This is a genomic window from Acidovorax sp. 106 (genome assembly GCF_003663825.1).
Taxonomy (GTDB): Bacteria; Pseudomonadota; Gammaproteobacteria; order Burkholderiales; family Burkholderiaceae_C; genus Acidovorax.
This window is the reverse complement of record NZ_RCCC01000001.1, coordinates 3,394,088-3,418,784: the sequence shown is the minus strand read 5'-3', so window position 1 is coordinate 3,418,784 and position 24,697 is coordinate 3,394,088. Positions and strand designations below refer to the sequence as shown.

Here is a 24,697-nt window from a genome sequence, read left to right as displayed (position 1 = left end):
GTCGCCAAGGTGCGCTACGCGCACGGAGCGCTCGCGTTGAAACACTCCAGCCCCAAAAGAAGGCAAAAGAAGGCGACCCCACTGTCTGCGTCCCTGCGCTTCGCTTCGGGCAACCTGCGGTGCTCGCGTCCAGCGGGGTCTCGCTCAAACTCGCTGCGCTCAGACAGTCGCGAGCCCTGATCCGCTGGCCGCTGCGCTCCTCGGCGCATACAAAGGGGCGGGGCAGCAGAACAGCCGAACATCCATTCGGGCCATCGCGTTGCTCGGCCCCGTCTCGCGGGCGCAAGCGCCTCGCGCTGTCGGCAGCCGCTGGCGTTGGGCGCGACCTAGACCGGGTCGAGCGCAGCGACGACCCGTGTGGCTGTTCGGCTGTCCACCCCCTGTGGCTGCGCCTGCGTCGGGGCGGTTGCGGGGTGGCTAGCGCGTCGCAGCGCGCGAGCTTCGTCATCTGACTCGCTGCGGCTGTCTGAACGAAGCGCCTCAGGCGCGCAGTGAGTTCCGCAGCGCACCCCGCAACCGCCCCGACGCAGGTTGCCCCTTCGCTATGCGAAGGGGTCGCAGACTTGGGGTCGCCTTCTTTTGCCTTCTTTTCTTGGCGAAGCAAGAAAAGAAGGTGCGCCGCCGGGCGCACATCCCGGCACCCACCCTTGGCACAGGCATACAACTCAATTAGAGAGCAAGCCCAGGCTTCGACAAGCTCAGCACGAACGGGTTGAGACTGCCCCCCCGGCTTCGACAAGCTCAGCCCCAACGGATATCGGGCAGCCAAAAGACCAGAGACGAAGAAGCGGCACACCACCATCACCGCCCCAGATAAACCTCAATCACCCGCTCGTCCGCCTGCACCTGGTCCAGCGTCCCCTCGGCCAACACCGAGCCATCGCACAGCACCGTCACCTTCTCCGAGATGGTGCGGATGAACCCCATGTCATGCTCCACCACCATCAGCGAATGCTTGCCCTTGAGCGTGAGGAACAACTCCGCAGTCCGCGCCGTCTCCTCATCCGTCATCCCCGCCACCGGCTCGTCCAGCAGCAACAGCTTCGGGTCCTGCATCAGCAGCATTCCAATCTCCAGCCACTGCTTTTGCCCGTGGCTCAGATTGCCCGACTGCCGCGTCACGCTGCCCGCGAGGTGAATCGTGTGCAGCACATCGGCCAGCCGGTCCGACTGCGCAGAGTCCAGCTTGAAGAACATGCTCGACTTCACGCCCTTGTGGGTCTTCAAAGCCAGTTCCAGGTTTTCAAACACCGAGAGCTGCTCGAACACCGTGGGTTTTTGGAACTTGCGGCCGATGCCCAGGCTGGCGATCTCGGGCTCGTTGTGGCGCAGCAGGTCGATGGTGCTGCCGAAGAATACCGAGCCCTGTTGGGGCCGGGTCTTGCCGGTGATGATGTCCATCATCGTAGTCTTGCCGGCACCATTGGGGCCGATGATGCAACGCAGCTCGCCGGGGGCAATGTCCAGGCTCAGGCCATTGATGGCCTTGAAGCCGTCAAAGCTCACATGCACATCTTCCAGGTACAGGATGCGGCCGTGGGTCACATCCACCTCACCCGGCGTGGCGATGCGCGAGAAACCCGCCGCACGGCCGCCCGACTCGGTTTGGCCCACCGGCGCAGGCGCCTGCTTGGCCTCGATGCGCCGTGCGCCCTCTTCCATCAAATCGGGCGTCATTGCGCAGCTCCTTTCTTGGCTTTCAACTTCTTGACCAGGCCCACGACCCCATCGGGCAAGAACAGCGTGACGGCAATGAACAGCGCACCCAGGAAGTACAACCAGAACTCTGGCGCCGTCACCGTGAGCCAGCTCTTGGCACCATTGACGATGAACGCGCCCACGATAGGCCCGATCAGCGTGGCGCGGCCACCCACGGCCGCCCACACGGCGATCTCGATGGAGTTGGCAGCGCTCATTTCGCCGGGGTTGATGATGCCGACCTGGGGCACATACAGCGCGCCCGCCACGCCGCACATCATGGCGCTGATGGTCCAGACGGTGAGCTTGTAGGGCAGCGGCGAGTAGCCCGAGAACATGACGCGCGTCTCGGCATCGCGCACGGCCTGCAGCACGCGGCCAAACTTGCTGCGCACCAGCCAGCGCGCCATCAGGAAGAAGCCCAGCAGCGCCAGCCCGGTCAGCACAAACAAGGTCATGCGCATGTTCTGCGTGGCCATGGGCGTGCCCAAGATGCGCTTGAAATCCGTGAACCCGTTGTTGCCGCCAAAGCCCGTTTCGTTGCGGAAGAACAGCAGCATGGCCGCGTACGTCATGGCCTGCGTGATGATGGAAAAGTACACGCCCTTGATGCGCGAGCGGAAGGCGAAGTAGCCGAACACGAACGCGATGACGCCCGGCACGGCCACGATGAGGATCAGCGTGGCGATGAAGCTGTCAGACAGCGCCCAGTGCCAGGGCAGCTCCTTCCAGTCCAGGAATACCATGAAGTCCGGCAGGTCGCTCTTGTAGTTGCCGTCGCGGCCGATCTGGCGCATGAGGTACATGCCCATCACGTAGCCGCCCAGCGCAAAGAACAGGCCGTGGCCCAGACTGAGGATGCCGGTGTAGCCCCAGATAAGGTCCATGGCCAGCGCGCAGATGGCGTAGCACATGATCTTGCCGAGCAGCGCCACGGCGTAGTCCGACAGGTGAAACACGCTGCCCGCAGGCACCCACAGGTTGAGCACGGGCGCCACGGCGCACACCACGATGAGCGCCACGATAAAGGCCGACCAGCCACCGCGCGTGAGCAAGGGTGCCGGTGCGGGCAGTTGAATGATTGTTGGAGAGGGAGTAGTCATGGTGTGTCTCTGATGGCCACTCAATCAGCGGTACGCCCTTTGACCGCGAAGATGCCCTGGGGCCGCTTCTGGATGAAGATGATGATGAACACCAGAACCGCAATCTTGGCCAGCACTGCGCCCGCCCAGCCTTCGAGGAACTTGTTGAGAATGCCCAGGCCCAGCGCGGCATACACGGTGCCGGCCAGCTGGCCTACGCCGCCCAGCACCACCACCATGAAGGCATCGACGATGTAGCTCTGGCCCAGGTCCGGCCCCACGTTGCCCACCTGGCTCAGCGCGCAACCCGCCAGGCCCGCAATGCCCGAGCCCAACGCAAAGGCCATGGTGTCGATGCGCGCAGTGTTCACGCCCATGCACGAGGCAATGGGGCGGTTTTGCGTCACGCCGCGCACAAACAGGCCCAGCCGTGTGCGGCCAATCAGGTAGCCCATGCCCAGCAGCACGGCGATGGCAAAGCCGATGATGACAAGCCGGTTATAGGGCAGCGTGAGGTTGGAGAGCACCTGCACGCCACCGCTCATCCACGAGGGGTTTTCCACCCCCACGTTCTGGGCACCAAAAATCGTGCGCACCAGTTGCATCAGCACCAGGCTGATACCCCAGGTGGCCAGCAGCGTCTCCAGCGGGCGGCCATACAGAAAGCGCAGAACGCCCCGCTCCAGCACGGCGCCCACGGCAGCCGATGCGCCAAAGGCCAGTGGCAGCGCAGCGACCAGGTACCAGTCGAACGCGCCCGGAAAATACTTTTGAAAGATGCCCTGCACCACATAGGTGGCGTAAGCGCCGATCATCATCAGTTCGCCGTGGGCCATGTTGATCACGCCCATGAGGCCGTACGTAATGGCCAGGCCCAAGGCGACGAGCAGCAGGATGGAGCCCAAGCTGATGCCCGAGAACGCGGCGCCCAGGCGCTCGCCCCAGGCCAGCTGGCCGTCAATGGCTTTGAGCGCGGCTTGCAAGGCCGCCTTGACCTTGGTGTCTTCTTCCACCGTGACGCGCTCGTTGAGCAGCAGGCGCGTGTCGGGCGTGGCGCTGAGCGACAGCGCCTGCGCGGCGGCAATGCGCTGTGCAGCGTCGTCGCTACCCAGCAAGGTGGCGGCGCGGGCCAGCTCCAGCTGGGTCTTGATCTTGCCGTTGGTTTCTTGCGCCAAAGCCTTGTCGAGCAGGGGCAGACGGCCCGCGTCGGGTTCTTTGGTCAGCGCCTTGGCGGCGGCCATGCGCTTGGCTTCGTCCTTGCCAAACAGCGCCAGGCCCGCCAGGGCCGTGTCGATTTCGCCGCGCATGCGGTTGTTGTTGATGATGTCTTCGGCATCAGCGGGCACAGGCACCTCAGCACCGGTGACAGGGTCCATGCCCTTGTCATCGCGCACGATCAGCGCCTTGCCGTCAGCCACCTTCACCGCATCGTCGGCCAGCGCCTGCAAAAAGGCGGCGGTGCGCTCACTGGGCTCCACCACAGCTTGCTGCACGGCAGCCACGCGGTCATCGGTCTCGCCAGCAGCCATGGCCAGGGCCTGCTCGGCGGTGAGTGCTTGTGCCTGCGCAGTTGCGTAAAGCAAGAGGCAGACGAAGAGGCGAGGTATGAAAGAGAAATTCATGGAGGGGCCAGTCGGTCAATATGCAAAGGCCCGCGCAGAGGGCAGGGCCTAGACCAGTGCCCCCGCGCAAGGGCCTACGCCGGCCGCGCCGCCCCGCCGCGCTGGGGGCGTCCCCCTCCCACGCGGAACGTGAGAGAGGGGGAAGCGGCGCAGCCGCTCAGGGGGTGATCACTTCTTCTCGGGCTCGTCAGCCTTCTTGTCATTGCCTTCGATGTACGGGCTCCATGGCTTGGCCTTCACAGGTCCAGGCGTCTTCCACACCACGTTGAACTGGCCGTCAGCCTTGATCTCGCCGATGAACACGCTCTTGTGCAGGTGGTGGTTCTTCTCGTCCATCTTGCTGACGATGCCGCTAGGTGCCTTGAAGGTCTGGCCAGCCATCGCTGCGATCACCTTGTCGGTGTCGGTGCTCTTGGCCTTGGTCACGGCCTGGGCCCACATGTTCACGCCGATGTAGGTGGCTTCCATCGGGTCGTTGGTCAGCGGCTTGTCCTTGTGGCCCGCAATGCCCTTAGCCTTGGAGTAGTCGCTCCACTTCTTGATGAAGGCGGTGTTCTCAGGGTTCTTGATGGACTGGAAGTAGTTCCAGGCAGCCAGGTGGCCCACCAGCGGCTTGGTGTCCACGCCGCGCAGTTCTTCTTCACCCACAGAGAAGGCAACCACGGGCACGTCCTTAGCCTTCAGGCCAGCGTTGCCCAGTTCCTTGTAGAACGGCACGTTGGAGTCACCGTTGATGGTGGACACCACCGCCGTCTTGCCGCCCTGGCTGAACTTCTTGATGTCGGCCACGATGGTCTGGTAGTCAGAGTGGCCAAACGGTGTGTACTTCTCGTCGATATCCGAATCCTTCACGCCCTTGGACTTGAGGTAGGCGCGCAGGATCTTGTTGGTCGTGCGGGGGTACACATAGTCGGTTCCCAGCAGCACCCAGCGCTTGGCACCGCCGCCGTCCTTGCTCATCAGGTAATCCACCGCAGGGATGGCTTGCTGGTTAGGTGCAGCGCCGGTGTAGAACACGTTCTTGGACAGCTCTTCACCCTCGTACTGCACGGGGTAGAACAGCAGGCCATTCATTTCTTCGACCACGGGCAGTACCGACTTGCGCGACACCGAAGTCCAGCAGCCGAAGATGACCGACACCTTGTCTTGGCCCAGCAGCTGCTTGGTCTTTTCGGCGAACAGGGGCCAGTTAGAGGCCGGATCCACGATCACGGGTTCGAGCTTCTTGCCCAGCAAGCCGCCCTTGGCGTTGATCTCGTCAATGGCCATCAGCACGGTGTCTTTGAGCACCGTTTCAGAAATAGCCATGGTGCCCGACAGGCTGTGCAGCACACCCACCTTGATGGTGTCTGCCGCGTGGGCAGGCAGGGCAGACAGGCCAGCGAGCGTAGCGACGGCCGCGAGGGCTTTGAGGGAATAACGACGTTGCATGTGATCTCCGGTAGGTAAGGGGGTCAAACCGCTTCGCCCTGCCCGCCGGGGTTGCCAGTGGGCCGTTTGGTGCGATGGAATGGATTCTGGAGAGCCCCTGGCATTCGGGAAATACGCCGGGTGGCGTACACAGAACCCCTGGTTGCCCCTGAAACCCGGTCGAAATCTCCCGCATCTGCAATGCCAAATTTTTCTGGACGACCGCAAAAGCCTGTCGTAAATTGCGCGCCGCTACCGGGGGAGGGACTCCATCGGAGGCATATCAGACCCACACACCCGACATACGATGAAAAAGCCCAGCGCCCTCCGCTTTGCGTACCTGCTGACGCCCACCGCGCTCGCCCTGGCCCTTGCGGGCTGCGGCGGCGGAGCCTCCTCAGCCCCGCAAATATCGACCAAGGATTACTCACTGGCCGAACAAACCGCCGTGCAAACGCCTTACATGGCCCTGGACATCGCCATCAATGTGGACGAGTTGCCCATGGCCAAAAGCAAGCGCGCCCAGGCTGTGGCGTACGCGCTGGTGCAAAAGCACCAGCAGCTCAAATCAGGCGGCCTTGCCACCAAGGAAACCGTGACCGAGACCGCTTGCGATGCGGGCGGCAGCTACCACTATCGAGAACTGGACGGCCAAGACATCATCGAATTCAGCGACTGCCGCTTTGACGATGGTGAAGAATTGATGCCCGGCGTGCGCCTTATCACCAGCTTGAGCGGCACCGTGCGCTACACCTTTGTGGAAGATGCCTCGATGGACTTGGCGTACAAGACGGAGGAAAACACCGTCACCCGCTACCTCACAGCAGAGGGCGCAGAGACCAACCGCGAAACCATCGCCAGCGCCTTCTGGTTTGGCTCCAACGCGCAGGGCTACCACTTCAAAGACATGAACTACCAGGTGCGCTACCAAGGCGACAACCGGGACTATGTGCTGGCCGGCGAGGGCTTCAAGGCCACGATTGACCTGAAGACGGGTATGCAGTTGAAAGGCACCGTTCGGGCCGAAGGCACCATGGGCGATCTCAAGCTACCGCTGACCCAATTTCAGTTCACCACCGAGAGCCCACTGCTGTTTGCCAGTACCGACGGTTTCAGCGACGTTGCAGCAGGCCGCGTGCTCATCACAGCAGGGGACACCTCGGCCTTGCGCCTGACCTATACCGGTGCCAACACGTACACCACGGCCGTGGCCAACCCCTGACTTCCAATCACCACGAGACCCACCATGCTGAACCGAATTCTGTGCATCCTGCTGGCACTGAGCGCCTCACTTTGGGCCCCTGCTGCACTGGCATCCAGCCCCTCGGAGCCCGCCTACAAATCCCAATTGCAAGGCTGCTTTGAAAACAGCCGCCCCACTGAATCCATGCGCAACATCAATGCCTGGCTGGCTGCTGGCAAATCGAAATTTCCCAGTTACTCCAATGCACTCAGCGTCAGCCTGAACTGCATGCGCTCGACCTGCGGCAGCAACAACGGCTTGTGTTGCAACACCTACGCGTCCATGTTCGGACTATCGGGCAGCGAACACAGCGCACTTTTTAACCAGTGCATGGGCCGCTAATCAAGCGGCGGCATCCTCCGGCCTGGGGACTGGCTGCGAGTGCGGGCCTGCTGTGCGCGCTGGCCTTCCCCCGCTGGCAGAGCGTACCCCTGGAGCCCTTGGCCTGGTTCGGTTTGGTACCACTGCTGATAGCGCTGGAGCGGCGCCAGCACCCCTGGTGGTGCTGCACAGCGTTCGCACTCACCTACCAAGCCACGCAGTTGGGCCCGCTCATGGCGCTGCTCGGCCCATGGGTGGGGGTACTACTCGTCAACGCCATTGGTGTGTGGCTGCAGCCCGTCAGTTACCTGTTGCTGCGCCGCTTTGTCTCTCAGGGCTTTGCATTGGCGGTGTGGGTACCGCTGGGGGTGGTGCTGGAGTGGGCACAAGCCACTCTGCTGGCCACCAACGCCCCCTGGTGGGTGATAGGCGCATCGCAGGCACGCCTACTACCGGAGGTTCAGTTCATCCATGCGACGGGCGTATGGGGGCTGACGGGCTGGCTGCTGATGCTCAATACCCTGGCCTTCTGGGCCTGGCAGCACCGTGCACAAACCCGCAAAGCGCTGCACTGCGTGCTGCTGGCGGCCACCACGTTGGCTGCCCCCTGGACCTACGGGCATTGGCGACTGACACAAGCGCAACAGGCACCGCACGATTCAGCAGCCACCACGCTGCGGGTGGCTGTGGTGGGGCCAGGCCTGCCAGAGCCCGGCACCGATCGCATCCCGCTCGCACTGCAGGCCAGTGAAGCAGTACAGCTCCTGCGGCCCGACATGGTGGCATGGCCCGAGGGCGTCAACGTGCCCGGCATGCCCAACACCCCCAGCATGCGCAACCCTTTGCAGCAGAGCGTGGCGCAATGGCAAACCCCGCTGCTTCTGGTGGGCACGCAGTTCCGCATCTATGGCCCGGAACTGGCGCACACGGCGTTCTCACAAGCCATTGCGGCGCCTTATGAGGCGCGCACCGGCAGCGTCTGGCTAACGCCTGCGCAAACAGCATCGGACCCTGCCCTGTTCGTGCCCAAGCAGCACCTGGTGCCCTTTCAGGAGGGACTTCCTGCCACCGAAGTGGCTCCCTCGCTGGCCGCAGCCCTGCACCCACTGGCCCAGCACGGGCGGGCGCACTGGTTCACGGCCAGCCGTGAAGATCCCCTGCAACTGCCGCAAGTAAGACGAGAGGGCGATGCGCAACAACCCACGACCATCGCACCGCTGCTGTGCTTTGAAATTCTGTTTCCCGCCACACTCGCACAACGCGTGCGCCAAGGTGCACAGCTGGTGGTCTGGCAGACCAACGATGAAGATGCGCAAGCCGGACACTACGCCTACCAGTTTGCCCAGTTTGCGCGCCTGCGCGCGGTAGAGACGGGCCGGGACATCGTGCGTGTGAACACCGATGGCGACCACCAGCACATCGATGCCTGGGGTCGCACCGTGGAGCAGCTGCCGCGCAGCAGCGCCCCCACGCATGGGCTGTTCACCGTGCCAGCGCGCCGGGGCTTGACGCTGTCCACGCAGGCGCCCCTCGCCTTCGTTTCGGGCTGCGCTGCCATTGCCATGCTGCTGATGCTGTACTGCTGGCGCCGGCGTATCAGCCGTTGAGCACAACCCGCACCGGCGCACTTGCCCCCGATGGGCACCAGGATGCGTTGGGCGCTCTTGCCATTCCAGCAGGAACGCGGCCCCATGATGCTGGACAACTTGTCCACCGCCGCTGGAGTTGCGGGACGTATATTCCTGACGCCCAGTCACATTGCCATTCCGAGCCTCGTCATGGCCACTCTGCGCCAATGGATGCCACTGCTTTTTTCACGGGAGTATTTTTGTGCCGAACACTGACGCACCACCAAGCCTGGAAGAACTTGCTGCGCTGGAGGCGCTGTTCGTCGACATGGACAGTTACTTCAGTGAAAGCGGTGAACGCCGCCGCTTCATGCACACGGCCAACGCGCTGATCGACAGTGACCTGCAACTCTTGCAGGCCGTGCTGGCAGGCAAGCTCACCCGCGAAGCGGCCCGAGAGGGCGCAGCCCAGGCGCACAGCCCGCTGCGCATTGCCAACGCGTTGCTGGAGCTGGAGACCACGGTCCGAAAAAGCAAGGACCTGGTGCTGCTGGACTTCATCTTTACGCTGCTGCAATCGAAAAAAGTGGTCACAGGCCTGAACCGTGCGTGGTTCTTTCCCTGGGAAAAGGCGCTGGTGCTGAACAAGCAACTGAGCGCTGATCAGTTGCGCTTTGTCTGGATGAACAGGAAGGCGCATTACGCCAAGGAACTGGTGCCCGACTCTGTGCGCCTGCTGGCCAAGCACACCAGGTGCCCGCCGGATGTACTTGAAGTCGTGCTGCCCATTGACGACGCAAGGCTGCGCAAGATCATCGCTATGCACCCCAATACATCGGCGGAACTCACGCGTTTCTTTCTCAACAGCCCGCGCAAGCCCGAGCGCCTGAACCTAGCGATGTCGCGCCATGCCAGCAGCGACGTGTTGTTGAGCCTGCTGCGCGACAAGCATGACGAGGTCAGCCGCGCTGCGAAGAAGAACCTGACCCAGCGCTTTCCTGAGCTGCAGACCACCGACGCAGCGATTGATGCGGCCATCGCCACTCAAATCGCCAAGCCTTACGTCAAACCAGCCAACCCCAAACCTGAATTCAACCCTTGGAAAGCCGCCCAGGCCGGCCACGGTGAGATTCTGGCCATGGACAGTGGCCAGCGCAAACGGGTGGCCGACGCCACCACCGATGCAGCGCTGCTGCGCCTGCTGGCCACCGACAGCAGCAAGGCGGTGCGCAGGGCCGTGGCAAAACGGGGGTACTGCGATCTGGACGTACTCAAGGTGCTGGCCAAAGACCCAGACACCGAGACGTCGAACAACGCGCTGAGGGGCATTTCCAAGGAGGCTCCGCACGCCGTTGCCGAAGACTTGCTCAGCACCGAGGCGGTGGATGCCGCGTACCGGCAGATCGCTGCACACGTTGCGAAGCACAGCCACCGCTTTTACAGCGATGACAAATACAGCGTGCAAGACAAACAGAATTTTGTCCAGGCGATGCTGGTGGCCGAGCACACGAACAACCCCATGATTCAGCGGATGCTGGTCAAAGAGCTGCAAGCCATCCCCGAGACACATTCAGCTCGCTGGGAGCTGCTCGCATGCGCATCTGCCAACAGGCATCTGGGCGAGACCGTCAGCAGAAAAATCATCGTTGACCTGGGGTTCGGCGGGTTTGAGCCCATCCAGCGATGCAATAGCGCGGCCCTGCTGCAAGAGCTGCTAACGCCGGGCGCCATCCAGCCGCACTACCACTCCACCGTGCAAGCCCGCCTGGCTGAATTGGTGTCAACAGAAGCCGCGAACTAGGACGAGGCAAAAGCGGCGGCCCCCTATGACACGGGTGGCGGCAGGGCTGGGCAAAGACGGTCCCCGCCCATTTACAGCGATTTACTCCGAAGCAAACAAGGACAAGTTGTTGCCATCGGCGCTGTACACCGCATTGCGCCCAGTGCCCTTGGCTTGGTAGAGCGCATGGTCCGCACGATTGACCAATGCCTCGAAATTCAGGGATTCACCCGGCAAGCCGGTGACCACCCCTATGCTCACCGTGACAGACAGGCGCGGGCCCTGATCGTGGACGGGCATGCCCATGGCTGCCACTTCGCTGCGAAAGGATTCAGCAGCCTTCAAGGCGCTGGGCCCGTCCGTCTCAGGCAGCACGATCACGAACTCCTCGCCCCCAAACCTGGCAACGATGTCTCCCCCAGCACGCTTGCGCGTCTGGAAGACCTGGGCCACTGCGCAGAGCATGCGGTCTCCGACCAAGTGCCCCCAGGCGTCGTTGACCGATTTGAAGAAGTCGATATCGACCACCAGCACAGACAAGGGGTGGCCAAAGCGCTCGGCGCGTCGGCACTCGGCATCCCCCAGTTGCATGAGCGTGCGCCGATTGCAAAGGCCGGTGAGAGGGTCCTTGGACGCCAGGCCCTCCAGCGTTTCGTTGAGCTGCTGCAGCAGTGCGTTTTGCTCGCGCAATTGCTGGTTGATATCTGCAATCTCTTGCTCGCGGCGCTTGCGATCGTCGATGTTGAACGTGACGCCAATCAAGCGGCGCCCCGGTATGACTGCGTGGGTATCCATGATGCGTCCGTAATTCGCAAACCACACCCACGCCCCCTGCTTGGAACGCAAACGAAATTCGCAGCGGTACTGCGGTGTGACGCCGCTGAGATGGTCGTGCACAGACTGGCGCACCACCTCTACATCATCGGGATGAACGAGGTCAAACAGATCAGGCATCCGGGAGGCCATCTCTTCTGGGGTGTAGCCCAGCTCGGTGAACGTCTTGGTGGCCTGGCGGGTGACGGCCCCGGTGACAAGGTCGTTCTCCCACAGGTCCAGCCCTGCGGCCTCCAGGGCAAGTTCCAGCCGGTCCTGGTTCAGCTCCGACTCATCGTGCAGGGGCCATGCCAGTGGCGCAGCACCTGCTTCTGCGGCGGCCGCCGCATGCGGCATGCGCGCAGCACTGGCGTCGTCACCCGCAACGGGGCGGGTGTTCAGATGGGAGGTGCCGCCGGGCGGTTTTGCTTGCTCCATGCGTCAGGCCTGGGGCATGGCCCCGGCACACGGCAGACCGCTCTGCAGCACCACAAACCCAGCCCACACGTGGGCACAGCCACCTGGCTGCGGCGCAGCGCTGGCAGGCGCACCCAGGCCACGGCCTTTGGACGCGCCGCAGCAAAACACCAGATCGTCACTGGCGATGTCTCTCCAATCCGGTAGCCCGGAGGTCCCAGCCCACATCATGCGCCCCTGATACTTTTAGTAACAGGTGACGATACGCGACAGCAAGGCAAAGTCAACCCGAAAGTTACGGGGTGATACTTATGCTTTATGGGCTTTCAAGCCCCGATAGCGTGTGGAGAGCACCTCAGAACCTGCTTCGCTGGGTGTGATAGATCCGAAACGAACCGACTTGAACCGTTCACCAAACCGAGTCGATGCGCAGTGCGAGGTTTCGACCAGCTCCACCCGAACAGATCTTTCAAGTTCAAAGAGCCCGGCCCAACCCCAACAAGCCCATCAAAACAGAAGCGTCGCCCGGGCTGCGATCACGGCAGCCCTCACGGGCCACCCGGTCAGGCGATGCGCGCAATCACCGCGCCCAGCGCCTGTGCGGTGCCTGCCGCCGCAGCCAAGGTCACGCGCCCGGCGCGGTGCGCTGTCACCTGCATCTCCATCTTCATGGCTTCCATCACGGCAATCACATCGCCCTCTTGCACCGTGTCGCCATCGGCCACCTTCCAGGCGTGTAGATTGCCGGCGATGGGCGACGTGACGGCGGCGGCATCCACCGCAGCCTCTGCCGGTGCGGCGGCACCAGCGCCCTGCCCGCCTACTGCCGCCAAGCCTTGCAGCAGCACCGCTGGCAGGCCCAGTTGCACGCGGCGGCCGTCGATCTCGATGGCGGTGCGCAGCAAGCTGGTGTCTGCCGCAGGCACCGCCCGCACCGCGGCGGCCAGCGGGGTGGCAAAGTCGGATTCGATCCAGCGGGTGTGCACCTTGAAACCGTCAGCACCCACAAAGTCGGGGTGGTCGATCACGGCACGGTGAAAGGGCAGCACCGAAGCCACGCCTTCGATCTGGAACTCGCGCAGCGCACGGCGGGCACGGGCCAGGGCCTGCTCGCGCGTCGCGCCGCTCACGATGAGCTTGGCCATGAGCGAATCGAACGTGCCGGGCACGACCGAGCCGGTCTGCACGCCCGTATCCAGCCGCACGCCGGGGCCCGAGGGCGCATCAAAGCGCTGCACCGGGCCGGGCGTGGGCAAGAAGCCCCGGCCTACGTCTTCTGCGTTGATGCGGAACTCGATGGAATGGCCCAGCGGCGCGGGCGTTTGCGTGATGGACAGCGGCAGGCCATCGGCCACACGCAGCTGCTCCACCACCAAGTCCACGCCTGTGGTTTGCTCGGTCACAGGGTGCTCTACCTGCAGGCGGGTGTTCACCTCCAGGAACGAGATGGCGCCGCTTTGGCTCAGCAAAAATTCCACCGTGCCCGCGCTCACATAGCCTGCCGCAGCGCAGATGTCGCGTGCGGCGGTGTGGATGCGTTCGCGCTGGGCGTCGCTCAAAAACGGCGCGGGGGCCTCTTCCACCAGCTTCTGGTTGCGCCGCTGCAGCGAGCAGTCGCGCGTGCCCAGCACCACCACGTTGCCATGGGTGTCAGCCAGCACCTGGGCCTCGATGTGGCGGGGCTTGTCGAGGAACTGCTCCACAAAGCATTCGCCCCGGCCAAAGGCGGTGACGGCTTCGCGCACGGCGGATTCGAACAGCTCGGCCACTTCGTCCATGCGCCAGGCGATCTTCATGCCGCGCCCGCCGCCACCAAAGGCGGCCTTGATGATGATGGGCAAGCCGTTCTTCTCAGCAAAGGCCAGTACTTCGCTCGCGTCCTTCACCGGGTCGGGCGTGCCCGCCACCAGCGGCGCGCCCACTTGCAGTGCAATCTTGCGTGCAGACACCTTGTCGCCCAGTTGGGCAATGGTGGCAGGGCGAGGGCCAATCCAGGCCAGGCCCGCATCGATCACGGCCTGGGCAAAGGCGGCGTTTTCCGAGAGGAAGCCGTAGCCGGGGTGCACGGCATCAGCGCTGCTCTTTTTGGCAATGGCCAGGAGCTTTTCGACGTTGAGGTAGGTGTCTGCGGGGCGGTCGCCATCGAGGCCATAGGCTTCATCGCACATGCGGGTATGCAGTGCATCGATGTCGGCATTGGCGTATACGGCGACGGACTGCACGCCGTAGTCGGCACAGGCGCGGGCGATGCGGACGGCGATCTCGCCTCGGTTGGCGATCAAAACTTTTTTCATATCAATGTTCCGGTGTTCTTTGAAAGTGCAACCAACGGCACGAACAATCAAGGCGCAAGCTCTGCAAACGGCTGGATCGGGTTGAACCGCAGCCACGCGCCCACAGGGATCTGCCCTGCGCGGTCGAGGTGGTACGGCGCCACGCCGCCGATGACCGGGTAGCCGCCGGTGAGCGGGTGGTCGGCCAAAAACAGCACGGGCTGGCCGCTGGGCGGCACCTGCAGGGCACCCAGGGCTGTGCCTTCGCTGGGCAGCTCGCCGGTGATGGCGCGGTTTAGCGGCACCTCGCCCGCCAGGCGCAGGCCCACGCGGTTGGATTGGGGCGTGACCTGCCAGCGCTGGGCTGCAAAGCGGGCGATGGCCTCGGGCGTGAACCAATCGGTGCGCGGGCCCATCACCACGTCCAGCACCACTTCGTGTTCTAACGTGGGCAGATAGGCGGGCGGCAGCTCGGGCGCTGCCACCACGCTGGTGGCAGGGGCTGGGCACACACCCAGCCAGTCGCCCACCGCCACAGGGGCGGGGCCGACATGGGCCAGGGTGTCGGTGGCGCAGCTGCCCATCACTGGTGCTTCAGCAAAGCCGCCGCGCACGGCCACATAGCAGCGCGCGCCTGCGGTGGGCTGGCCCACAGCCAGGGTGTCGCCATCGGCCAGGGCCACGGGCGCGTAGCGCGACATGGGCCAGCGCTGCCCAGAGGCCGTGGTCAGCGTCAGCACGGCATCGGCACCGGTGACGGCCACCACGTTCTCACCCACGCTGCGCAACTGCAGGCCACCGCCCACGGTCTCCAGCGCGGCCAGGTGGCTGGCATTGCCCACCAAGCGGTTGGCGGCCTTGAGGGCGGCCTGGTCCATGGCCCCCGATGCCGACACGCCCTGCCCTGCTTGGCCGTGGCGGCCCAGGTCTTGGAAGACGGTGAGCAGCCCGGTGGCGCGCACCTGCAACGCGGCCTGCTCTGCGCCAAGGCTTTGCTGCGTGCGGCCAGAGGGTTTAAGGTCTTTTTGGCCTGCAGCGCCCGCTGAATAAGCGCTAGCAGCTATTGATTTGGTAGCAATATCCACAAAGCGCACACGGTAGCCCGGCTGCAGCAAGGCGGGCTGTGCGCGGGCAATGTCCCACATGGCCTCGGGCGTAGTGCCGATGATTTGCCACCCGCCCGGGCTGGCCTGCGGGTACACCCCGCTGAAGGTGCCCGCTAGCCCCACAGAGCCCGCAGGCAAGCGGGTGCGCGGGGTGCTGCGGCGCGGCACGTTCAGGCTGGGGTGGCCGCCGCTCAGGTAGGCAAAGCCGGGCGCAAAGCCGGTGAAGGCCACGGTGTACTCGCTGCCCGTGTGGCGGCGCACCACTTCCTCGGGAGTGATGCCCAGAATCTGCGCCACCTCGGCCAGGTCTTCGCCGTGGTAATGCACCGGGATTTCGACCAAGGTATCGCTGCGCTCAGCGCGCTGCGACAGGTCGCGCTGGGCAATGTGTTGCACCAGCGTGGCGGCACTGGTGGCCGAGGGGCGGTAGCGCACCAGGATGGTCCGCGCAGCGGGGACCAGTTCTTCCACACCGGCCAGCGGGGTGTGCTGCAGCGAGGCCAGCAGCGCCAGGGTTTCGTCCAGGTCGGCCAGCTCGACGAGCAGCGAATTGAGGGTGACGGGCAAGAAACGCATGCCGCCTTACCCCTGGACAGCGGCCATGGAAGGGGCCATGAATGGAGCCATGAACGAAGCGATATTGATGCCATCGGCGTCAAAGCGCTTGCGCAGCTCTCGTGCAATGCCCACGGCGTCAGGGCTGTCGCCGTGCACGCAGATCGAGTCGGCCTCGATGCGCACGGTGCTGCCGTCGATGGCCTCGACCACGCCCTCGCGCACCAGGCGCACCATGCGCTGGGCGATCACTTCGGGGTCGTGCAGCACGGCGCCTTTTTCGCGGCGCGACACCAGCGCGCCCTGCGGGGTGTAGGCGCGGTCGGCAAATGCTTCGGACACCACGCGCAGGCCCGCATCGCGGGCCCACTGCACCAGGGGCGATCCGGCCAGGGCCACCAGGGTCAACTGCGGGTTGATGGTGCGAAGGGCGGTGATCACGTCCTCGGCCTGGCGCGCATCGTGCGCGATGGTGTTGTAGAGCGCGCCGTGGGGCTTGACATAGCGCACCGCAGTGCCAGCCGCCGCCGCCAGCCCTTGCAGAGCACCAATCTGGTAGATCACATCGGCCACCAGCTCGGCGCTGGAGATGTCCATGCTGCGACGGCCAAAGCCCTTGAGGTCTGGGTAGGCCACGTGGGCGCCCACCACCACGCCGCGCGCTGCGGCGGCGCGCAGGGTTTGCAATATGCCGACAGGGTCACCCGCATGGAAGCCGCAGGCCACATTGGCGCTGCTGACAATCTCCAGCATGGCGGCGTCGTCGCCCATCGACCATGCGCCCAGGCTTTCACCCAGATCGCTGTTGAGGTCCATCGTTGTCATCGTGTTCTCCAGGTGCTGCCGCGTGCCTTGCGCGCGGCCAGCTTCGTCAAAAAATGCGGACCCCATGTCAATGCAGCGCGCCACCGACTTCGCGCACATCGGTCTGGTGGGCCAATGCGGTTTCAATGGCCACTTGCAAGCCGCGTACCTGTGTGGCCAAGGCCATGCTGGGCATGCCGGGGTGCAATGCCGCCAGCTCGGGCAAGGTAGGCACATGGATAAAGCCACCACGTACGCCCCCTGTCCCCGTGGCCAGGTGGTGCATCAGCGCATAGAAGATGTGGTTGCACACAAAGGTGCCTGCGGTGTTGGACACCGCAGCGGGCACGCCCTGGGCCCGCATGTCGCGCACCATGGCCTTGATGGGCAAGGTGCTGAAATACGCGGCCGGGCCACCGGCGTGCACCGCCGTGTCCACCGGCTGGCGCCCGGCGTTGTCGGGGATGCGGGCGTCGTCCACGTTGATGGCCACGCGCTCGGGCGTGATCTCGGTGCGCCCACCGGCCAGGCCCAGGCAGATCACCAGTGTGGGCTGCCACTGCGCAACCGCCTGCTCCAGGCGGGCGATGGCATCGCCAAAGACGCAGGGCAGCTGCACGGCGCGCACGGTGCAAGCACCGTCCATCGCAGCAGGCTGCCAGCCGTCCAGCGCGCGGGCCACTTCCCACGAGGGATTGAGCGGGTCTTTGTCAAACGGCTCAAAGCCGGTGAGCAGGACGTTCTGCGTCATGGCGTTTCCTTGGGGTTAGTTGGGGGTTAACTGGGGGTTAACTGGGGTTAACGGAACATCAGGAAGTACAGCAAAAACACGTTGGCCGTGAGCAGTGCCAGGGCCGTGGGCACCTGGGCGCGGATGACGGCGTTCTTGTCCGGCAGCTCCAGCAGCGCGGCAGGCACGATGTTGAAGTTGGCCGCCATCGGCGTCAGGAGTGTGCCGCAATAGCCCGACAGCATGCCAATGGCCGCCATCACGGCGGGGTCACCGTGGTACACGCCCACCAGCACGGGCACGCCCACACCGCCCGTCATCACCGGGAAGGCGGCAAACCCGTTGCCCATGATGATGGTGAACAGCGCCATGCCCACCACGTACACGGCCACCGCCACAAAGCGCAGGTCCATGTTGATGTAGGTGGTGGTGACGTAGGCCACGGCCTTGCCCACACCGGCGTCCGAGAACACCAGGCCCAGCATGCCCAGCATTTGCGGCAGCACCAGGGCCCAGCCCAGCGCGTCGGTCAGGCGGCGCGATTCGCGCATGCCTTGTGCAGGGGTTTCACGCGTCAGCCAGCACACCAGCGCCAGCGACAGGACGCAGCCCACGCCCAAGCTCACCAGCGTGGTGTTCTTGGGGTCCAGCAGCGGCACGCCGCCTATCGACAAGTGCTTGGCCGACAGGGTACCGATCATGGTGACCAGCGGAATCGCCAGGGCTGGGGCAAACAGCTTGTTGCCCAGGCGCTTGGCGCTGGCCGCGTATTCGGCCACGCTGGGGCTTTTGTGCTGGCCACCGGCCACGCCGCCAAAGCCCGCAATCAGCGCCATGGCCACGGCACCCACGCCCACCCACAGCGGCGGCAGCTGGTCGCCCACCAGGAACACCAGGGCATACAGGCCCCAGAACAAGCCGCTGCTCACGCGCTTGGGGTTGCTGCCATCGGTGAAGGTGGCAATGGACGTGAGGGCCAGCACGGCGCCCACCAGGTAGTACAGGTATTGGATGGAGAGAATCATCGCGGCACTCCTCAGGCAGCTTTGTTGGAAGAAGCCGCAGCAGCGGACAACGGCTCGATGCCCTCGGCCTTCAGCTCACGGGCCAGCACACCGTCCAGGCGGTACAGGCGCCAGGCGTGGATGGCAAACGCGCAGATGGCGGTGGGGATGCCCCAGAAAGCGACGTGCAGCGGCTCTACATCAATGCCCGCTTCGTGCAGGAAGGTCGTCATCAGCACAATGGCACCGAAGGCGACGAAGATGTCCTCGCCAAAGAACAGGCCCACGTTGTCTGTGGCAGCCGAGAAGGCGCGCAGCTTGTGGCGAATGCGCTCAGGCAGCGTGCCGTAGCGCGCCTCGGTGGCGCCTTCGGCCATGGGCGCCAGCAGTGGGCGCACCATTTGCGGGTGGCCACCCAAGCTGGTCAGGCCAATGGCAGCGGTGAGCTGGCGCGCAGCCAGGTACACGATGAGCAGGCGGCCTGCGGTGGCTGACTTGATGGAGCTGATCCAGTTTTGCGCGTGCTGGCGCAGGCCGTGGCGCTCGAGCAGGCCAATCACCGCCAGGGGCAGCAAGATGATGAGCGGCAGGTTGCGCGTCTTGATAAAGCCCGTGCCGATGGTGGCCAGGATTTTGTCGATGGGAAACCCGGCTGCCAGGGCGGTGCCCACGGCCGTGACGATCACGACCAGCATGGGGTTAAACCGCAGGACAAAGCCCACGATGATGATGGCCACCCCGATGAGCGGCCACAGATTGACGTCACTAAGCATGTTGATCTTTCATTGAACACACAAACAACCTGCACAGCACTGCCCCCCTGAACCAGGGCACAGGCACCACTGCGCGCACTTTTCCTCTGCCGCTGCGTGCAGACCCCAAAGTCCTCAGCACACAGCCAGCTGCCTCTCGCCATGCAACTTGCATGCCACATCAACGAACAAAACATGCACTATTGAGTGGTAATCTAATAATTTTTGTTGAACAAAAAATATATCGTTGTTTTACGATTTGTCGATTTTGCCCAACAAAGCAACACACCCACCCTCGGTAAAAACCCTCGGTTTCCGCATAAACCATGGGGTTTGGGACGCCAGAAGCCGCTGCGCGCCTCTCCGATGGGCCCGCCCGGCGGGTGCAGGAGAGGCCCAGCAAATGCGCCAAAGGGGCCCCCAAAGTGCGCGGTTGCTGGGCTTCTTTCCCCTTACCATCCGGACATGAAGTCAGAACTGAGCAACCCCCAAACACTGAATGACCGCATGGCGGAGCTGATCCGCCAGAAGATCGTGCACGGGGAGTTCACGCCGGGCCAGCGCCTGTCCGAAGCGGCCCTGAGCGAGAGCCTGGAGATATCGCGCAACACCCTGCGCGAGGTGTTCCGACTGCTGACCAAGGAGGGGTTGCTCAAGCACGAGCCCAACCGGGGCGTGTTTGTGGCCATCCCCAGCATCGCGTCCATCATCGACATCTACCGGGTGCGCCGACTGATTGAGTGCCAGGCCCTGGCACAGGCCTACCCCCGCCACCCCGCCAAAAAGCACCTGCGAGACGCGGTGGAGATGGCCCAGCGCTGCCGTGACGCGGGCGACTGGCAAGGGGTAGGCACGGCCAACATGGAGTTCCACATGGCCATCGTGGAGCTAGCCGACAGCGAGCGCCTGAACGTGGTCTTCTCGCACCTGCTGGCCGAGCTGCGGCTGGCCTTTGGCCTGCTCAACGACCCGGAATTTCTGCACATGCCGTATGTGGAGATGAACGTGAACATCCTGGAGCTGTTCGAGGCTGGCAAGCTGCAAGAGGCGTCTGCCGCGCTCAACGAGTACCTGGTGCATTCCGAGCGCATCGTGCTGGCGGTGTATGCACGGCGGATTTCGGATGGCGGGCAGCCCAAGTAAGCAGGGCCTGGGCACGCCGGGCTGCAGCACTGCCGCCCAAACGTTTACGGCGCACGGGTATGCCTTGGTGGAAGACGCCGTGCCAGCCCCGCAATGCCAGGCACTGGCCGCGATGGCGAGCCGGGACGAAGCGGCCGCCCACACCCTCTCGGGCGGCACGCGCAACATGCTGGCGCAGCCCTGGTGCGCCGCCCTGGCCCAACAGCTGCGCGAGCACCCGGCCATCGCCGCCTGCCTGCCCGCCGATGCGCGGGCCGTGCAGTGCACCTATTTTGAAAAAACCGCCCACCGCAACTGGCTGGTGGCCCCGCACCAGGACCTGAGCGTGCCGGTGGCCCAGCAGGTGGCCACGCCCGGCTGGCAAGGCTGGTCGGCCAAGGAGGGGCATTGGTTTGTGCAGCCACCCGCCGCGTGGCTGGCGCACATGGTGGCAGTGCGGCTGCACCTGGATGACTGCGGGCCCTGCGACGGGCCGCTGCGCGTGCTGCCCGGCACGCACACCCAAGGCCACCTGTCGCCCGCCGCCATGGCTTCCCTGCGCCAACAGGGCACAGAGGCGGTGTGTACCGCACCCGCAGGGGCTGCGCTGCTGATGCGCCCGCTGCTGGTACACGCCTCGTCCAAATCCACGGGCACGGGCCGCAGGCGGGTGCTGCATTTTGTGTTTGGCCCAGCCGCCCTGCCCCATGGGCTGCAGTGGCACACCGCCGTCTGACGGCATCCCTTCAGCCCTGCAATCCCATGCCCTTTACCCCTTTCCACATGGGCGCAGGCCTGGCCCTCAAGGCCGTGGCCGGGCGCCACTTCAGCGTGCTCACCTTCGGCATTGCCCAGGTGGCGATGGACATTGAGCCGCTGGTGGGCATGCTGCGCGGCGCGGCCGTGCTGCATGGCCCCACGCACACCTACCTGGGCGCTGTGCCCATCGCGCTGGCCACGGCCGCGCTGGCGCCCTGGCTGTGCCGCCCGTTGCTGCGGCGCTGGAACCAGGAGGTGCAGCACCACCGCGTGGCATGGCTGAGCGAGGGCGAGCAGTGGCGGCCTCGCACGGTGTGGATCAGCGCCCTGGCAGGCACCTGGTCGCATGTGGTGCTGGACAGCGTGATGCACGCCGACATCACGCCCTGGGCGCCATGGTCTGACGCCAATGGCCTGTACGCCTGGGTGTCGCTGTCCACCCTGCACGGGCTGTGCGTGGCGGGCATGGTGGTGAGCGCAGCAGCGTGGGTGGCCCGGCGCTGGCTGGGCTCCAAACGCCCTGGCAAGGGCTGAAGCGCACACGCCGCCCTAAAAAACGCAAGAAGCTATATTTTTTATAGCTGCCAGCGCTCTATTTCAAAGCGCCAAAGGCCTATTTGGCTTAAAAAATCACCACATCTGCCGGGGCCACTACCACCCGGTCGCGCCCGCTGGATTTGGCCTGGTACAAGGCCGCATCTGCACGCGCCAGCAGCAACTCGAACGTGGTGTCGCCTGCCTGCACAGCAGCTACCCCGATGCTGACGGTACAGCGAGGGGCATCCGCCAAGGGTGCTGCGCTGCGCACAGTGGCAGCCACCCGCTCGGCCACCACCTGGGCGGCTGCCAGGTCGGTGCCCGGCATCAGCACCACGAACTCTTCGCCACCGTAGCGCCCCAAGCGGTCTGCACTGCGCAGGGCTGCGCGCACTTGGCCTGCCAAGTCGCGCAGCACGGCATCTCCCATGGGGTGGCCGTGCGTGTCGTTGATCTGCTTGAAGTGGTCCACGTCCAGCATGCCGATGGCAAACGGCTGCTGGTAACGCTGCCAACGCTGCATCTCCGAGGCAGCCAACTCCATCCAGGCGCGGCGCACCAGCGCGCCGGTCAGGCTGTCGTGCGTGGCCAGGTGCTCAAACTCCGAGCGCACGCGCTCACTGGCCATCAGCAACACCCCCACGCTGACGAGCAACACCGAAAAGCTGAAAGTGCCCAAGTAAGCGGCCTGGGCCAGCGAGGGGGCAAAGCGGTCAGAGTCCGCGCTGTCCAGCCACAACGACGACACCCCACGCGCCAACAACACCAGTGCCTGGGCAGTCAGCACCCCGGCAGCCAGGCGGCTGGAGAACCCATGGCCGTGGCGCAGCAACAAGCGCACATGGGCCACGCAGATCAGTGCCAGGGTGCTGGTGAAGATCAACACGCGCACTCGGTAGTCTGGCTGCACCCACAAAAACACCGCCATGAGGGACAGCGCGCCGACGGCCACCATGCCCCACCGCCGCCATGCCACGGGCTGGCCAAAGAAGCGCTGGCTGCCAAACAGAAAAAAGGCAAACCCGGTCATCAACAACCCATTGCCCGCCAGCACCAACAGCCAGTTGGGCAACAAGCCGTTGAGCACAAAAAGCACCGTGGACGACGCGCACAGCAGCGGCGCCAACCCCCAAAAGCGCAGGCCCCGGATAGACGCAGGAAAATTCGCGCGCACCCCGAGCAGCACCAAGCCCAGCACCACAGCCATGATGCCGGACATGGCAGCCAGCGAACGCAGATCAAGGGAAGGCATCAAGTCACACAGGACACAAAAAGGGCGAAAGAGAGCGCGAGTGTAGTCACTTTTTGTTACAAACAATGCCCGATGGCAAAGTGGACTCTGCACGGGGCCTCAAGCCCCTCTGCGCGCATCGCCGAGCCGTGTGCATCGGCAGCCTCGGGCGGTCTGCGTTGTTGCAAGCACTCCCAATAGCTAAGAGCTTGTTCAGAATCTTTTGGGCAACTTCGCCAGGAACGCCAGATGGATGAGTTTCAGGCTGGTGTTGTTGATCCGGCATCAGTGAAGTTGAATCAAGCGGCATAGCGAACCGGATCATGCTGGGAGTATTTTCGAATCCTCTCGAACTGACGTTGCTCACTGCGTAGATCACGGAAAGTGGCTTTGACCCACTGCAGCTTCGCGCGGGCTGGCGCCAGTTTCGTGACCGCCTGCTGAATGTCAGCATTGGCCATTTCATCGGGGCCCAGCTCTGCGCTGTAGCTTGGCAGATAGAACACCTGAATCGCATCCGCATGCTCAGCCATCTGGCCCGTGGGGGCGAAGCCGTGACCGCGCACATCGTCACTGCGCAGGCCGCTTTCGGCCCCCCATTGAATCTCGGTTCCCTCAGCCTTGGCCGCTGCCGCAATGACGGGGTAGTCCTCTTCGTGCCATTTCTTGACCGCTGCAGGCGATTGCCCGCAAGCCTTCTTCATGCGCTTTTGCGGTGTGAAGCCCCAGCGGGCTAGATACTTCCCATGGTGCGTACTTGCCTCTTGAAGCCAAAGCGCTGCTCGATCAACTGCGCCACGGCACAGCGTGCCCACAACGCGCAAGGCATCTTGGGTTGATCCGCTGACTTCTCCGTGATCAGCTTCTGAACCTGTACTTTTTGCTGGGCGCTGGGCGGCCGCTTGCCGCCCAATCCGCTTCCGCCCAGCGTATCGGGCAGCGCTTTCGCTCCGTGCTGCTCATAGCGCTTGCAAATGCTGAACACATCCGTCCTCCCCCTCTGTTGCGCAATCTCATCAAGCGTTTGGCCCGCCTTGCGCAATCGGATGACCAGCACCCAACGCTGGTGGCGAGCCGCTTTGGACATACTTCTCAGGTCGCTTGCGTTCATCACTGAACTGATGATGACAGGCTTCAAAAATCCAAATGACTGGAGGCCGGATCAATAGCTGTATCTGCCCCCGCTTTGGCATAGCTTGACCTGGGATTTGGGTTGTTTCAGCCTTTTTTGGGTTTGTGCAGAAAAGCCGATGAAGTTCCACAACGCGAGTACGGACCTTGGTGATCACATCCGTTTATCCAGGTTTCAAACGCGTCCTGATCGGAGTCACCGTGGTGGAGTTGTCCGAGCGAGAAACGATCGCTAGTTGCCGCAGCATGCGCATGCCATCTTGTGTGCCCAGAACGTCGGCCAACGAGTAGCGCTCCAGCACGGCGAAGAACGCGGCGAGCGCTAGGTCCAGCGGACCCGGAAGGTTGCAAACCCCGTTGAGTTTGCATTGCGCACAGCCCACCAGGTCTATGTGCCCCTCGGTGTAGCGAATGAGTTTGCCTATGTTGATCTCGGTAGCGGGCCTGCCCAGCCGGATGCCACCGTTGCGGCCCCGGACGGATTTGATATAGCCCTCGGCCGCGAGCTTGCTGACAACCTTCATCAAGTGGTTGTCAGAGATTTCATAGGCACCCGCGATCTCCCCCACGGAACACAGCCGCTCCGTGTGGGCAGCCAGGTAGAGCATGACGCGAACGGCGAAGTCAGAAAACTGGGTCAGGCGCACCGTAGCCTCCAATTAAACAAGTATTTCATTTGCATGTTTATAGATTCCTCGATAAACTGGCATCCAAGATACATCATTTAACGAGGCTTGTG

The 24,697-nt window shown here is 63.9% G+C and carries 20 protein-coding genes and 1 pseudogene; 7 read left to right on the top strand and 14 right to left on the bottom strand.

Annotated elements, in window-relative coordinates; genetic code table 11:
- Positions 1–801 precede the first annotated feature (801 nt).
- The 4 genes from urtD to urtA form a co-directional block, all read right to left on the bottom strand.
- Positions 802–1,677, bottom strand: coding sequence for an urea ABC transporter ATP-binding protein UrtD (gene urtD / locus C8C98_RS15230; RefSeq protein WP_121454963.1), 876 nt, complete (start codon positions 1,675–1,677; stop codon positions 802–804).
- A complete protein-coding gene (urtC, locus tag C8C98_RS15225; protein ID WP_121454962.1) occupies positions 1,674–2,801 on the bottom strand; it encodes an urea ABC transporter permease subunit UrtC in 1,128 nt (375 codons plus the stop codon). Before urtC ends, urtD begins: the two co-directional genes overlap by 4 nt.
- Positions 2,802–2,821: 20 nt before the next feature.
- Positions 2,822–4,402: an urea ABC transporter permease subunit UrtB gene (gene urtB / locus C8C98_RS15220; protein ID WP_121454961.1), complete on the bottom strand. Its 1,581-nt coding sequence runs from the start codon at positions 4,400–4,402 to the stop codon at positions 2,822–2,824.
- Positions 4,403–4,570: 168 nt separating this feature from the next.
- Entirely contained in the window at positions 4,571–5,833 is a 1,263-nt protein-coding gene (gene urtA / locus C8C98_RS15215; protein WP_121454960.1) for an urea ABC transporter substrate-binding protein, read from the bottom strand.
- 286 nt (positions 5,834–6,119) lie between these two features.
- On the opposite strand from urtA, the gene C8C98_RS15210 reads away from it, so the two are divergent.
- From C8C98_RS15210 to C8C98_RS15190, 4 genes are all read left to right on the top strand, one after another.
- The gene (locus C8C98_RS15210; protein ID WP_121454959.1) at positions 6,120–7,034 is read left to right on the top strand and encodes a hypothetical protein; all 915 of its coding nucleotides are present in this window, start codon (positions 6,120–6,122) and stop codon (positions 7,032–7,034) included.
- A 24-nt stretch (positions 7,035–7,058) separates the two neighbouring features.
- A complete protein-coding gene (locus C8C98_RS15205) occupies positions 7,059–7,397 on the top strand; it encodes a hypothetical protein (RefSeq protein WP_121454958.1) in 339 nt (112 codons plus the stop codon).
- Complete coding sequence (locus tag C8C98_RS15200; RefSeq protein ID WP_121454957.1) at positions 7,382–8,983, top strand: hypothetical protein; 1,602 nt, start codon at positions 7,382–7,384, stop codon at positions 8,981–8,983. Before C8C98_RS15205 ends, C8C98_RS15200 begins: the two co-directional genes overlap by 16 nt.
- Before the next feature lie 223 nt (positions 8,984–9,206).
- Positions 9,207–10,745, top strand: a complete 1,539-nt coding sequence (locus C8C98_RS15190) for a hypothetical protein (protein WP_121454955.1) — start codon at positions 9,207–9,209, stop codon at positions 10,743–10,745.
- An 81-nt stretch (positions 10,746–10,826) separates the two neighbouring features.
- Here C8C98_RS15190 and C8C98_RS15185 read toward each other — a convergent pair whose 3' ends face one another.
- From C8C98_RS15185 to C8C98_RS15155, 7 genes are all read right to left on the bottom strand, one after another.
- Positions 10,827–11,975 (bottom strand): sensor domain-containing diguanylate cyclase, encoded by a 1,149-nt coding sequence (locus tag C8C98_RS15185; protein ID WP_233574559.1) that lies wholly within the window; start codon positions 11,973–11,975, stop codon positions 10,827–10,829.
- 542 nt (positions 11,976–12,517) lie between these two features.
- A complete protein-coding gene (locus C8C98_RS15180; protein ID WP_121454954.1) occupies positions 12,518–14,248 on the bottom strand; it encodes a biotin carboxylase N-terminal domain-containing protein in 1,731 nt (576 codons plus the stop codon).
- Between the two features lie 47 nt (positions 14,249–14,295).
- Positions 14,296–15,909, bottom strand: coding sequence for a 5-oxoprolinase subunit PxpB (pxpB, locus tag C8C98_RS15175; RefSeq protein WP_121454953.1), 1,614 nt, complete (start codon positions 15,907–15,909; stop codon positions 14,296–14,298).
- A 6-nt stretch (positions 15,910–15,915) separates the two neighbouring features.
- The gene (locus C8C98_RS15170) at positions 15,916–16,713 is read right to left on the bottom strand and encodes a LamB/YcsF family protein (protein ID WP_121456293.1); all 798 of its coding nucleotides are present in this window, start codon (positions 16,711–16,713) and stop codon (positions 15,916–15,918) included.
- A 67-nt stretch (positions 16,714–16,780) separates the two neighbouring features.
- Entirely contained in the window at positions 16,781–17,443 is a 663-nt protein-coding gene (gene pcp, locus C8C98_RS15165; RefSeq protein WP_121454952.1) for a pyroglutamyl-peptidase I, read from the bottom strand.
- A gap of 47 nt (positions 17,444–17,490) precedes the next feature.
- Complete coding sequence (locus C8C98_RS15160) at positions 17,491–18,447, bottom strand: DUF979 domain-containing protein (protein ID WP_099654839.1); 957 nt, start codon at positions 18,445–18,447, stop codon at positions 17,491–17,493.
- Between the two features lie 11 nt (positions 18,448–18,458).
- On the bottom strand, positions 18,459–19,199 hold the full coding sequence (locus tag C8C98_RS15155; RefSeq protein ID WP_099654838.1) for a DUF969 domain-containing protein: 741 nt from the start codon (positions 19,197–19,199) through the stop codon (positions 18,459–18,461).
- Positions 19,200–19,643: 444 nt separating this feature from the next.
- Here C8C98_RS15155 and C8C98_RS15150 point away from each other — a divergent pair, with 444 nt between their 5' ends.
- From C8C98_RS15150 to C8C98_RS15140, 3 genes are read left to right on the top strand one after another with little or no spacing between them, the layout of a single operon-like run.
- Entirely contained in the window at positions 19,644–20,321 is a 678-nt protein-coding gene (locus C8C98_RS15150; RefSeq protein ID WP_121454951.1) for a GntR family transcriptional regulator, read from the top strand.
- Positions 20,302–21,036 carry a phytanoyl-CoA dioxygenase family protein gene (locus C8C98_RS15145; protein ID WP_121454950.1) on the top strand — a complete coding sequence of 245 codons (735 nt, stop codon included), beginning with the start codon at positions 20,302–20,304 and terminating at the stop codon, positions 21,034–21,036. The genes C8C98_RS15150 and C8C98_RS15145 overlap by 20 nt, the downstream gene beginning before the upstream one ends.
- A gap of 26 nt (positions 21,037–21,062) precedes the next feature.
- Positions 21,063–21,593: a DUF4184 family protein gene (locus C8C98_RS15140; protein ID WP_121454949.1), complete on the top strand. Its 531-nt coding sequence runs from the start codon at positions 21,063–21,065 to the stop codon at positions 21,591–21,593.
- An 88-nt stretch (positions 21,594–21,681) separates the two neighbouring features.
- Here the strand turns inward: C8C98_RS15140 and C8C98_RS15135 are convergent, their stop codons facing one another.
- From C8C98_RS15135 to C8C98_RS15125, 3 genes and pseudogenes are all read right to left on the bottom strand, one after another.
- Complete coding sequence (locus C8C98_RS15135) at positions 21,682–22,848, bottom strand: GGDEF domain-containing protein (protein WP_121454948.1); 1,167 nt, start codon at positions 22,846–22,848, stop codon at positions 21,682–21,684.
- 278 nt (positions 22,849–23,126) lie between these two features.
- Positions 23,127–23,938, bottom strand: a pseudogene (locus C8C98_RS15130) (winged helix-turn-helix domain-containing protein).
- Between the two features lie 184 nt (positions 23,939–24,122).
- Positions 24,123–24,605, bottom strand: coding sequence for an Rrf2 family transcriptional regulator (locus C8C98_RS15125; RefSeq protein ID WP_121456292.1), 483 nt, complete (start codon positions 24,603–24,605; stop codon positions 24,123–24,125).
- Positions 24,606–24,697 lie beyond the last annotated feature (92 nt).